This window comes from Hungatella sp. (assembly GCF_046966825.1).
Map to the genome: position 1 here is coordinate 20,278 of NZ_JBKVCZ010000004.1, position 11,832 is coordinate 32,109.

An 11,832-nucleotide genomic window follows, 5' to 3' on the forward strand; every position below is an offset into this window, starting at 1 on the left:
ATGGAAAAATTAGTTAAGGTGGCTCCAGATCTTAAATGGAGAACAGATTATAATTTTATTACAATTTACAATTTTAAAACAGATGATTTATTTAAAGCTCCTTTTATTGCGAATGATATACTAAAGTTAGCGGATGGGAATCATACAGTTGATGAAATTATCAATTATCTTTTTAAAGAAAATAAAGTAACACAATCTGATGCAAACAGATACAAGTTAATAGAATATATTAACGATTTAATTCAAAGAGATATTCTCTTTATAGTAAATTAGGTTTTGAATATAGTTTACAGCCTATATTTTTAACGGATGGTAAAATTAGGAGCCATAAATATGGTTCCTAATTTTATAACTAGTTGGAATAAGATCCCTTTAAGCACTAGAGGGCCACTATCATAGATAAATAAAGGATTGATAGCCATTATGGACAGACTTATGTTATCATACTCATTTAATTGTTCACCGAAAAATCAATAATTTAGGGATTAACATTATAGGATGAATAGTCTCTTCTCTTAGTGTGACTTTTTCGAAAGGGGTATACTAAATTACCGAAGGAATTGTACTAAGTGAACGGAATATTCATAGAAGGGAGTAAAAATGTTTAACCCATTTTTAGGAAAGCGTTATAATGTTTCAAATACACTAGAAAAATATACAAGTATACTAAAAATCGAGAAGCTGGGGGACTGCCTTTATGCTACTGCCTCAAAATCTATTGCAGATGGAAAAGTAATTGCTTGGTTTCAAGATGGGAGTGAGTGTGGACCTCGTGCGTTAGGAAATAGAAGTATATTGGCCGATCCAAGACGAAAAGATATGAAAGATATATTAAATAATAAAGTGAAGCATAGAGAAAATTTTCGTCCATTCGCGCCGGCAGTTTTAAGTGAGTTTCAGAGAATGTATTTCAAATTGAATATATCTACTCCTTATATGTTAATGGTAGCGGATGTGGTTGACGTATACAAAGATAAAATTCCATCAGTCGTACATGTTGATGGTACAGCACGTTTACAGACTGTTGAACGTGAATTGATGCCAAAGTTTCACAAGCTAATAACTGAATTTTATAATATTACAGGAATTCCCATGGTAATAAATACATCTTTTAATATTAAAGGAGAAGCTATTGTAGAAACTCCTGAGCAGGCTATTAATTGTTTTCTCCAAACTCAAATTGACGAATTATTTATAGATGATTTTATTATAAGAAAATGAGGTGAATTTATGTATATTTTGGGACTAGGAGGCTCAGGCCATGATTTTTCAGCTTGCTTATGTAATGACACTGGTATTTTAGGATATATTGAGGACGAGCGAATTACAAGAATAAAGCATTCATTTATTTTAGGTAATGAAAAAAAAATAAGTGAAATGAGTTCTGTTTGGTATCTACTTAATCAGTATAATTTGGGAATATCAGATATATCAAGAATTTATACTAATGATTTGCTAAATGCGGTATTTTATAGAAATCATATTTCTGATTGTGAGATCCAGAAAATAAGGCATCATCTTGCTCATGCAGCGAGTACGTATTATCCATCAGAGTTTCAAGAATCAGCTATTTTAGTAGTTGATGGGGCTGGAGGAGAATGGAAAAATGAACAATGTGAAACCATTTCGTTTTGGTATGGTAAAGACAAGAGGATACAAAATGTAAAAACTTTTGGTGGTAAGGCTGTATCGTTTAACACATACTTTGACTTGAGTATGCCATTCACAAACTCCATAGGAGGTTTTTATAGAGTAGTAACCAATTTACTAGGGTTTGGTTTATTTGATGAAGGAAAAATAATGGGTCTAGCATCATATGGTACAGATAGGTATTGGCCGTTATTTTTACCTTTATTTGACATTTCTGATGAAGGCGCGTTTGTTTTTAATGAGGAGTCATTTAGAAAACTTATTAATATATCATATTCAGTAAAAACTTTTCAAGATAAGGCAGATTTTGCATTTTCTGCACAGAAAGTAACCAGCATTGCGGTTGTATCAGCAGCTAAAGCTTTGAAAAAAATAACTAATTGCAATAATGTCTGTATAGCAGGTGGAGTTGCATTAAATAGTGTCGCAAATTACGCTATATATACCAATAATATCTATAAAAATTTTTTTATTCAACCAGCATCTGGAGATGCTGGCACTGCAATAGGAGCTGCCTTATATGGGTTATACTATGGACAAAAAGATTAAATACACTTAAAGATCGTAAAATTATTTAAATATAGACATTTTTTGATCAGGGTGTGTCAAATAAACTGTGTATCACTTGCAGATTATTCAACACACCCCTTTTTTGAATAGGTATCATTATTATTGACAATATTGCACGTAGATGGAATAAATTGGTAAATAAATTTTGTGAGGTGAAGGGATATGACATCAGGCTTTAATTATCAGAAGGAACTTTCTAAGTGCAGTACCATGGAGGATATCACTGGTCCAAATGGACTTGTCCAACGAATGGTAAAAGATGCGATTGAGCAGATCCTTCAAAGTGAAATTGCAGATTATATCACAAATGAAAAAAGTAAGGGAAATACCCCGAAGCGGAATGGAATATCACCCAAAAAAGTAAAGACTTCTTACGGCAGTATTAACATTGATGTGCCAAGAATCCGGGAAGGGGAATTGGAACCAGAAGTCATTAAAAAGAGGGCTGTCATCGAGGAGGGATTGGAAGCACAAATCATTTCCATGTATGCGAAAGGGATGACGGTGCGTGATATTGTTTCTCATGTCCAGGCGCTTTATGGATTCGAATTATCTCCGGCCTCCGTTTCCAATATAACTGATAAAATCATGGAAGAAGCAAGGGAGTGGTGCAGCCGGACTCTGGATGGTTTTTATCCTGTCGTATTCTTGGATGCGGTGCACTATAAAGTCCGTGAAGAAGGGCGGATCGTCACGAAGGCATCCTATGTCGCACTGGGGATCAACGCGGAAGGCCGAAAAGACATATAGGGGATATGGATTGGTGAAAATGAAGGTGCCAAGTTCTGGCTGAAGGTATGTAATGAACTGAAGAATCGTGGAGTAAAAGATATCCTGATCGCCTGTATCGATGGCCTGCAAGGATTTCCGGATGCGATCAAAACCGTATTTCCTGAAACAAGGATTCAGCTGTGTATTATCCATCAAATCCGGAATACCATGAAATATATAGCCTATAAGGATTCCAAGGCTTTTATGAAGGATTTGAAGCGGGTATACGGAGCCGAGAGTGAGGAGATCGCATACATGAATCTGGAGGCGATGAAGGACAGCTGGAAGAAGTATAGGAGAGTGTAAAATAAAGTGTGTAAGTTAAGAAAAGAAAATTTCAAAACTTACGCACTTTGTTCGTTTCACAGAGTGTGTTAAGATATCAGGAAAGGATTAGCAAAGGATGAACACACTCAGTATGGCAAGAAAGAAAAAAGATTTAAATCCCAATCAACAGCTGGCGAGAGCAATTCTCGAGCAATACCAGCCTAAAAGCGTAGAAGATATGCAGGATGCTTTAAAAGATATTTTTGGTCCTATGTTTGAAGCAATGCTTCAAGGAGAAATGAACAGCCATTTAGGTTATTCCAGCAATGAGCGTGGAGAAAAGGAAACTTTAAACAGAAGAAACGGTTATACCAAAAAGACTTTAAAAACAACGGTTGGAGATGTCCCTGTTGAAGTTCCACGTGACCGTGAGGGAACCTTTGAACCGACCATTGTGCCAAAAAGAAAAAGAGATGTTTCCGCTATCGAAGATAAAGTTCTGGCTATGTATGCAAAAGGAATGAGCCAGCGGGATATTGCGGATACGATCGAAGATATTTATGGATTTGATATCTCCCACGAAACTATCTCTGAAATTACAGACAGCGTCCTGGAACAGCTTGAAGAATGGCAGAACCGTCCTCTGAAGAAATTTTATACGTTCTTATTTGTGGATTGTTTGTACGTAACGATTCGTAAAGACTATGAGACAAAGAATTATGCCGTTTATGTAATTCTGGGCTATGATGTGGATGGACAGAAAGATATTCTTGGTCTTTGGCTTAGTGAATCAGAAAGTAAGCATCAATGGATGCAGATTTTTGATGAGATTAAGAATCGGGGCGTGGAAGATGTGCTGTTTCTTTCTATGGATGGTGTAAGCGGACTTGAGGAGGGAGCAAAAGCAATTTTCCCCAATGTAGCGGTTCAAAGATGTATTGTCCATCTTATCCGCAATGCCATAAAATATGTTCCAAATAAAGACTATAAACGTTTTACAGCCCAGTTGAAAAAGGTCTACGGTGCGGCCAGTCTGAAAGCGGCAGAATCTGAATTTGAACGTTTTAAGCAGGCATGGAGTCAATACCCGGGTGCCGTAGACGTATGGGTACGCAACTGGCAGCATGTAGCCCAGCTATTTCGATATGGAAGTGCCGTAAGAAAAATCCTATATACCACAAATGCGGTAGAAAGTGTCAATGCAAGCTTTCGTAAAGTAACCAAAAAAGGAGCATTTCCCAATGAGAATGCACTGCTTAAGTTGTTGTATCTGAGGGTAACAGAGCTATATAAAAAATGGAATGGCCGTCCCCTGAACAATTGGGCTCTTGTCCGCAATCAGTTAGACATGGACGAAAACCTTCAGGAAAGAATCCGGAAATATGAAAATGGAGGATTCTAACGGGTTATTGGCATGATACCCTATTAGAAATATTCCCAAAACACTTTAACAAAGTATCATTCAAAAGCGTCGGATGATACAAATGGGGAGGTTCCCCTCCCCAAAAAATTTTCTTAAAACTTACACAAAAAACTTGACAAACCCAGTTCCATTTTTCGACACTTCATGACTTGGTTTTAGCTATGTTAGCATGACAAACTTTTTCAAAATACGATATTTGCTTATATGAATAGTATTGCCATCTTTCGGCAATACTATTCTATTTTTTCCTTTATTTTTTCTTCATTTATGATGGCATCATTTGAACCGAATACGATGTTTTGTTGATAGATTTTTTGAATTTCCCATTCATTGTAAAATCCAAATAGCATTTCCAGAATTACCTCAAACTGCTCCTCACTCAACGACACTCCATCATACTCCATAACCCGATATGCTACACACGCGTATGCTGTTGCTGCATCATGTGTCATACCCCCGCCTCCTTTAACGCAATCCTCTTATTGATAGTTATTACCATAGCTACAGGCTTTATTCTATACAATCCTGAATAAAGCCTGTAGCTACGGTACAACAAGAGGATGGAGGGGGACTGATCCCTGTGCAATCCACTACCTAGATTGATCTTTCTCTCAGGCGATGGTTGCCCTATTCTGGCTCTTTTTTCGGATCACAGGCAGTTCATAATCCAGAAAGCGCCGGGCAAACCTGTCGATAAGTTCCAGCAGGGAATTAGGGCATCCTTCCTGGTATAGGCTCATGGCCCTGTATCCAGCAGATGCTCGGCCACGAAAACATTTCTCCCCCTCCGGGTTCTATGCCTTTGTTACGCTGGACACACTGGCGAAAGCATTGGAACAGACCAATCCTGATAAGGAGAACAGCAAAAAGGACTGGAAAGACACGAAAATAGCGGAAGCGCTATACCGTTTGTAAAAAACTATACCGATATTTTTCTGAAAGTCCCATACAGGTGATGGGACTTCTGGAAATGTCGGTATAGTTTTTTTGTCGTTATAAGTTGTATAGATGAGGCGGCGGATCAGTGGTATGTGGAGAAGTTTTCCCATTTCATCTGCCAGTTCTCAATGATCGCAATACTTGGGTTTGTCAAGTTTTTTGTGTAAGTTTTAAGAAAATTTTTTGGGGAGGGGAACCTCCCCATTTGTATCATCCGACGCTTTTGAATGATACTTTGTTAAAGTGTTTTGGGAATATTTCTAATAGGGTATCATGCCAATAACCCGTTAGAATCCTCCATTTTCATATTTCCGGATTCTTTCCTGAAGGTTTTCGTCCATGTCTAACTGATTGCGGACAAGAGCCCAATTGTTCAGGGGACGGCCATTCCATTTTTTATATAGCTCTGTTACCCTCAGATACAACAACTTAAGCAGTGCATTCTCATTGGGAAATGCTCCTTTTTTGGTTACTTTACGAAAGCTTGCATTGACACTTTCTACCGCATTTGTGGTATATAGGATTTTTCTTACGGCACTTCCATATCGAAATAGCTGGGCTACATGCTGCCAGTTGCGTACCCATACGTCTACGGCACCCGGGTATTGACTCCATGCCTGCTTAAAACGTTCAAATTCAGATTCTGCCGCTTTCAGACTGGCCGCACCGTAGACCTTTTTCAACTGGGCTGTAAAACGTTTATAGTCTTTATTTGGAACATATTTTATGGCATTGCGGATAAGATGGACAATACATCTTTGAACCGCTACATTGGGGAAAATTGCTTTTGCTCCCTCCTCAAGTCCGCTTACACCATCCATAGAAAGAAACAGCACATCTTCCACGCCCCGATTCTTAATCTCATCAAAAATCTGCATCCATTGATGCTTACTTTCTGATTCACTAAGCCAAAGACCAAGAATATCTTTCTGTCCATCCACATCATAGCCCAGAATTACATAAACGGCATAATTCTTTGTCTCATAGTCTTTACGAATCGTTACGTACAAACAATCCACAAATAAGAACGTATAAAATTTCTTCAGAGGACGGTTCTGCCATTCTTCAAGCTGTTCCAGGACGCTGTCTGTAATTTCAGAGATAGTTTCGTGGGAGATATCAAATCCATAAATATCTTCGATCGTATCCGCAATATCCCGCTGGCTCATTCCTTTTGCATACATAGCCAGAACTTTATCTTCGATAGCGGAAACATCTCTTTTTCTTTTTGGCACAATGGTCGGTTCAAAGGTTCCCTCACGGTCACGTGGAACTTCAACAGGGACATCTCCAACCGTTGTTTTTAAAGTCTTTTTGGTATAACCGTTTCTTCTGTTTAAAGTTTCCTTTTCTCCACGCTCATTGCTGGAATAACCTAAATGGCTGTTCATTTCTCCTTGAAGCATTGCTTCAAACATAGGACCAAAAATATCTTTTAAAGCATCCTGCATATCTTCTACGCTTTTAGGCTGGTATTGCTCGAGAATTGCTCTCGCCAGCTGTTGATTGGGATTTAAATCTTTTTTCTTTCTTGCCATACTGAGTGTGTTCATCCTTTGCTAATCCTTTCCTGATATCTTAACACACTCTGTGAAACGAACAAAGTGCGTAAGTTTTGAAATTTTCTTTTCTTAACTTACACACTTTATTTTACACTCTCATGGAACTGGATACATACCAATTTACGACAATACACAGTTATATAGACAGTCTATCGTCATAATATTAATTCCTTTTTGCTGGGCGCTTTGGCTGATAGCCACCCCATTCAGAGGCTCTTCCCTCTGCACGCTTTGCCGCATTAGATGCAACTTTTGCTAATAATTCAAGCCCTTTTCTCTTCATAAACACCTTCACCTCCATTTTTTTTTGCTAAAACCATAAGTATTGATACTGATATCAGTGTTACTGAAATAACCGCTGATACCACATAGTACCCCTTGAAAGAAGATATTATCATTACCAACAACCAAAAAATAAATGCAATCATACTATAGAAACGAAACTTCCTCTTTTCTTCTGCACAAAGCGGATGATTTTCATTTTCTATAGGAGCCATCTGATAAATACAAAGCCCCTGTAAGACACCTGATATAGCGATTACTGAATTAATATTAATAAAGTGCATAATTCCATAGCTTGACATCATACATAATAAACAGGTTGTACCAAACAAACAAAAACATCTGGTATACGTCTTTGCGTGAAAACCGCCAGAAAAAATTCGCATACTAATAAATACAGCATAAAATAGTAATACCCTAAGAACAGAGTCCATCAAAATACCTATTAATAATACAATCAGCGCATTAGTTATATTAGCCATCGTGATCTGAAAACCGTATTCATAAACTTCTCTGTCAGCCGTTTGTATTATATGCTCGTTCTCAAGCATGTCCGTTAATATAATAGATAATTTACATATCATAAATATTATCCTCCACATTATAGAATATTAATGCCTGGGAAATGAAAAATCAATAGACTTTGCATAATCGGGATAAATTTTGCATAATCAGGATTTTTTCAAACTTTTGTTGGATATTTCAGGTATATAATCTGATTAAATTCCCCATCAGAATCCCAATTCTCATAATATCCATCGTATTTCTCAACAATCCGATGGATGCTTTCCATTCCAAAGCCGTGCAACTCTTTGTTTTTCTTACTCGTTATAAGTTCTGGATTATTTTCAATAACCGGCTCACGAACAGTATTTGTAATGCTACATTGCAAATAGCAGTGGTAGTTTTTAATTTCCAATGAAATCTCTTTTTTGTCACAAAGTGATGCGGCCTCAATCGCGTTGTTTAATAGATTATACAGCAATATACCCAGATCGCTGCTTCTGATTTTGCTAACTTGAGCAAGAACAATACAATTAAATATTATGTCTCTCTCTTTACAGTCAGAATATGCCTTATATAATATGGCATTTAGACTATCGCTGATTGTTACTACTGGCAGTCCCGAATATTTTTTTATATTCTCCTCAAGTTCTCCCAGATATGTGGCAGCCTCCTCATTCTTGCCGGAATTTAAAAGTAGATGGAGAGTTGTATAATGCGCAGCGCTGTCATGTCGCATAATTTGCAGTTCCTTATTTAAATGTTCTATATATTTTACATATTCACTTTGTTTTCCAACTAGTTTATTCGTATATTCTCGTGTGACATCGTCGATATGATATTGACTTAGTTTTTGAAATATTACAAAAACAAGCAACATAATCAGAATTGTGCCAAAAAGAAGCAGCATAGAAACTATGTGTCGAACAACCTTATTATCTGCATGGAGTTCCATAGTAAAAAATCCCAGTATAATCAACAACATGAGAAAACATATTCCAATCAAGACATACCCATCTCTTCTACTGAGATAAAGACTATTCTTTCGTTTTTTCAAGAGCATGCATTGACACAATATAAACTTCAAAATAGTAATTGCCGTCAGCGCCTCAGCCCTTAAGTAAAAATTTGAATTGAGAAGCTGATCTATACTATGATTTGTAATAAGACTAAGGAATTCAAAAATCGGAATCGTTGAGAAAAGGATAATGCAGGCCCATATCATAGCTCCAATTGCATGATCGATTGCATCACCTTTACAAAAGGCATTAGCATAAAGAAATATTATCAGTAAATAGGCAAAACCAAACACCCCTTCAAATATCATGAAAAAATTAAGCATTGTCACTGTAGCAAAGTAGACTAGAATTCCTACGATCATACAAATAACCTTCTTTTTCCCTCTATGTCGAGGCTGACAATACTGGGTAACAAAGTGTATTCCAATAATAGAGGTTGCGATATTGGCTATTAATTCAATTCCTACTGACAAACCTATACTCCTTTGCTAAAATATATTTTTCTAACCGCTGCACGACGTTCTTTACTAAGTGGAATAGTACTCTTATCAGTAAGAGTGACCGTGTCACTGTTGATCGAATATATGTATTTTATATTTACCAAAAAGCTCTTGTGGATTCGGATGAACTGATGTTGCGCTATTTCTTCCTCCAGCTTTTTTAAACTGCCTCCCATTTTGTATGTATTGCTCTCTGTCTTAATCAAAATATCATGGCCATAACTTTCAAAGTAGAAAATATCCTTGTATAAAATTTTAAAGGAATCTGATTTAACTTTTACAATAAAATCCTTTCGCTCATAATATACACGATCCAAATACTTTTTTATTGCCTTTTTTAAATCCGATTCTAATGTCCTTTTTCTAACAAACCAGAAAGCTTCATATTCATAGGTATCAAAAACTAGGTTTTCATGTGAAGAAACAAATATAATGGTTATTTCAGCTTTACTTTTTTGCAGTTCCTTAGCAAGGGAGAAACCATTTATATTAGGCATCTCAATGTCCAGAAATAACAAATCAAAAATTTTCTTTGTTAATCGAGCATAGAAATCCTGGGCTCCCGAGAAGTCCTCGATCTGGATACTTTCTCCAAAGCTCTCCATAACTTTTTCTAATTCTTTTTTAAGACAGGCACGCATATTTAACTCGTCATCACAAATAGCTATTGATATCATACTGTTTTCTTCCTTTGTCCTAAAAATGCAACCATATCGCTGACCGTTTTTTGATCGGCAGCACTCAAAGTTTTTATATTCTCAATTAGGCTATCATACTCTGATGATTTTTTCGGTGCATCACATTCCCTGGCCACCTCTTTTACATCAGATAATCCGAGTAGGTAATCAACCGAAACGTCAAAGTAATTGGAAATTACAATCAAAACTGATGCAGGTACTGTGGTTATATCCTGTTCGTATCTACTGATATTTTGTTGGGTAGTTCCTAATATATCTGCAAGTACTTTTTGTTTCATGCCACGACTATTGCGCAATTCCTTTAATCTGTTCATAGTAACTCTCCTCGTATAATATAATTCTAAGCGACAGTGCATTAGCTTTAACAATTAATACTTGTGTGAAAATATCAATTATACTTGTTTGTGTGATTTTTGAGAAAAGACCAAATACAGTGAAACTCTATCTAACTATATTTTGGTCTTTTTATTTTCTGATATTCTTATTTTTAATTTACACCACAACTCTGAAACAACTGGATGAAACAAGAAAAGATGGACATCATAGAAATAAATAGCAAAATTCCGTTACGAACAGACAATTGCAAAGAAATAAAGGGGCTGACGCACTGCGAGTTAAATAACTCGGGTGTGACAGTCCCCTTTTTATGGCATTGGTACTAGTACAGCATTGCATAAGTTTCGGTGAATATAGCACCTGCTATTTTCACCGAAACTTATGCAATGCTGTACTAGAAATGAAATTTTTCAACCTGTGCGGTTGAATAACGTTATTTTCATTTTTACCCAATTATCTTTCCGATAAGCATGGACACTGTGCTATACCAGTATTCTGCGAAGCACTTTTTGCAAGTGGAACAGAGCGCGAGTCCTGGGGAATGTGAAAATAACGTAAGCGATGAATAATCTACCGTCATTAGTTCTTATAAAGAATCGGTCAGCAAATAAAAAGCATCTATCAGAATGATATCTGCCCTCGGTTTTCCGGTGTTTCTGTTTCCGTATCCATCACCCCACAACAACGTTCCTTTATAAAGTCGCTCCATGGCATCATTGCTTCCACGCCTGCGGGCTCATTTTTGTAGTCCGGCATGTATAGCAGCAGTGTGTAGAGGTCTTGGAACACGTTTAAGTGGTTGACTTTCGCCGTCTCCACGAGGCTGTAGATGATAGCGCTCGATCTTGCTCCATCCACTGTATCATGGAATAGAAAGTTTTTTCGGCCTGTTCCGTAGACTTTTGCACAACGTTCCGCCCTGTTATTGGAGTTATGAAATTAAGTACATAAAACAAATAATGCTGCGGAACAGTCGATTCGGGGTTTCTGTATCGGGTAGAACTGGGTAATGATCGATACAGTTGCCGGTGCCAGATCCAGTGCAATCATCTACAGCATTGCGGAAACCGCAAAGGCAAACAGCCTGAAGCCATACGATTACTTTGAATACCTGCTCACTGAGATACCAAAGCATTTGGATGGCACGGACCGTAACTTTCTGGATGACCTGCTCCCCTGGTCACCGAACCTCCCTGCGAACTGCCGGAAGCCTGGTAAAGATGAGGTGAAATGAAATAAGACTGGAGCAAATCTGTTTCAATCATACAGGTTTGCTCCAGTTTTGTATAGGTACTCGCTATCTACCGTTTA

The 11,832-nt window shown here is 37.3% G+C and carries 11 protein-coding genes and 3 pseudogenes; 6 read left to right on the forward strand and 8 right to left on the reverse strand.

All coding sequences use genetic code 11. From position 1 onward, the window contains the following. The 5 genes and pseudogenes from ACLTD4_RS02255 (at position 1) to ACLTD4_RS02275 (ending at position 4,660) form a co-directional block, all read left to right on the forward strand. Positions 1 to 273 carry a hypothetical protein gene (locus tag ACLTD4_RS02255; RefSeq protein ID WP_148511241.1) on the forward strand — a complete coding sequence of 91 codons (273 nt, stop codon included), beginning with the start codon at positions 1 to 3 and terminating at the stop codon, positions 271 to 273. Positions 274 to 600: 327 nt separating this feature from the next. After that, positions 601 to 1,221: a carbamoyltransferase C-terminal domain-containing protein gene (locus ACLTD4_RS02260; protein ID WP_148511240.1), complete on the forward strand. Its 621-nt coding sequence runs from the start codon at positions 601 to 603 to the stop codon at positions 1,219 to 1,221. 9 nt (positions 1,222 to 1,230) lie between these two features. Further along, positions 1,231 to 2,199, forward strand: coding sequence for a carbamoyltransferase N-terminal domain-containing protein (locus tag ACLTD4_RS02265; protein ID WP_148511239.1), 969 nt, complete (start codon positions 1,231 to 1,233; stop codon positions 2,197 to 2,199). A gap of 183 nt (positions 2,200 to 2,382) precedes the next feature. Next, positions 2,383 to 3,297, forward strand: a pseudogene (locus tag ACLTD4_RS02270) (IS256 family transposase). Between the two features lie 112 nt (positions 3,298 to 3,409). Beyond that, positions 3,410 to 4,660: an IS256 family transposase gene (locus tag ACLTD4_RS02275; protein ID WP_055649181.1), complete on the forward strand. Its 1,251-nt coding sequence runs from the start codon at positions 3,410 to 3,412 to the stop codon at positions 4,658 to 4,660. Positions 4,661 to 4,914: 254 nt separating this feature from the next. Here the strand turns inward: ACLTD4_RS02275 and ACLTD4_RS02280 are convergent, their stop codons facing one another. The 8 genes and pseudogenes from ACLTD4_RS02280 to ACLTD4_RS02315 all read right to left on the reverse strand — a co-directional run. Beyond that, positions 4,915 to 5,133 (reverse strand): hypothetical protein, encoded by a 219-nt coding sequence (locus ACLTD4_RS02280; protein WP_148511398.1) that lies wholly within the window; start codon positions 5,131 to 5,133, stop codon positions 4,915 to 4,917. Between the two features lie 159 nt (positions 5,134 to 5,292). Continuing rightward, a complete protein-coding gene (locus ACLTD4_RS02285) occupies positions 5,293 to 5,421 on the reverse strand; it encodes a hypothetical protein (RefSeq protein WP_279238241.1) in 129 nt (42 codons plus the stop codon). A 486-nt stretch (positions 5,422 to 5,907) separates the two neighbouring features. After that, on the reverse strand, positions 5,908 to 7,158 hold the full coding sequence (locus ACLTD4_RS02290) for an IS256 family transposase (RefSeq protein WP_055649181.1): 1,251 nt from the start codon (positions 7,156 to 7,158) through the stop codon (positions 5,908 to 5,910). 287 nt (positions 7,159 to 7,445) lie between these two features. Further along, the gene (locus ACLTD4_RS02295; RefSeq protein WP_187383020.1) at positions 7,446 to 8,048 is read right to left on the reverse strand and encodes an accessory gene regulator B family protein; all 603 of its coding nucleotides are present in this window, start codon (positions 8,046 to 8,048) and stop codon (positions 7,446 to 7,448) included. A 98-nt stretch (positions 8,049 to 8,146) separates the two neighbouring features. Then, positions 8,147 to 9,460, reverse strand: coding sequence for a GHKL domain-containing protein (locus tag ACLTD4_RS02300; protein WP_148510166.1), 1,314 nt, complete (start codon positions 9,458 to 9,460; stop codon positions 8,147 to 8,149). 2 nt (positions 9,461 to 9,462) lie between these two features. Further along, a complete protein-coding gene (locus tag ACLTD4_RS02305; RefSeq protein WP_148510165.1) occupies positions 9,463 to 10,164 on the reverse strand; it encodes a LytR/AlgR family response regulator transcription factor in 702 nt (233 codons plus the stop codon). Then, on the reverse strand, positions 10,161 to 10,499 hold the full coding sequence (locus ACLTD4_RS02310) for a helix-turn-helix domain-containing protein (protein ID WP_187383019.1): 339 nt from the start codon (positions 10,497 to 10,499) through the stop codon (positions 10,161 to 10,163). The genes ACLTD4_RS02305 and ACLTD4_RS02310 overlap by 4 nt, the downstream gene beginning before the upstream one ends. A 643-nt stretch (positions 10,500 to 11,142) precedes the next feature. Then, positions 11,143 to 11,448: pseudogene (locus tag ACLTD4_RS02315) on the reverse strand (IS66 family transposase); the annotation flags it as partial. Between the two features lie 28 nt (positions 11,449 to 11,476). Between ACLTD4_RS02315 and ACLTD4_RS02320 the strand changes: the two are divergent. Further along, positions 11,477 to 11,755, forward strand: a pseudogene (locus ACLTD4_RS02320) (transposase domain-containing protein); the annotation flags it as partial. Positions 11,756 to 11,832 lie beyond the last annotated feature (77 nt).

Coding starts and splice junctions, on each gene's coding strand:
- ACLTD4_RS02305 (WP_148510165.1), bottom strand. CDS start 10,164: ATGATATCAATAGCTATTTGTGATGACGAGTTAAATATGCGTGCCTGT.
- ACLTD4_RS02310 (WP_187383019.1), bottom strand. CDS start 10,499: ATGAACAGATTAAAGGAATTGCGCAATAGTCGTGGCATGAAACAAAAA.
- ACLTD4_RS02285 (WP_279238241.1), bottom strand. CDS start 5,421: ATGAGCCTATACCAGGAAGGATGCCCTAATTCCCTGCTGGAACTTATC.
- ACLTD4_RS02280 (WP_148511398.1), bottom strand. CDS start 5,133: ATGACACATGATGCAGCAACAGCATACGCGTGTGTAGCATATCGGGTT.
- ACLTD4_RS02265 (WP_148511239.1), top strand. CDS start 1,231: ATGTATATTTTGGGACTAGGAGGCTCAGGCCATGATTTTTCAGCTTGC.
- ACLTD4_RS02290 (WP_055649181.1), bottom strand. CDS start 7,158: ATGGCAAGAAAGAAAAAAGATTTAAATCCCAATCAACAGCTGGCGAGA.
- ACLTD4_RS02275 (WP_055649181.1), top strand. CDS start 3,410: ATGGCAAGAAAGAAAAAAGATTTAAATCCCAATCAACAGCTGGCGAGA.
- ACLTD4_RS02295 (WP_187383020.1), bottom strand. CDS start 8,048: ATGATATGTAAATTATCTATTATATTAACGGACATGCTTGAGAACGAG.
- ACLTD4_RS02255 (WP_148511241.1), top strand. CDS start 1: ATGGAAAAATTAGTTAAGGTGGCTCCAGATCTTAAATGGAGAACAGAT.
- ACLTD4_RS02260 (WP_148511240.1), top strand. CDS start 601: ATGTTTAACCCATTTTTAGGAAAGCGTTATAATGTTTCAAATACACTA.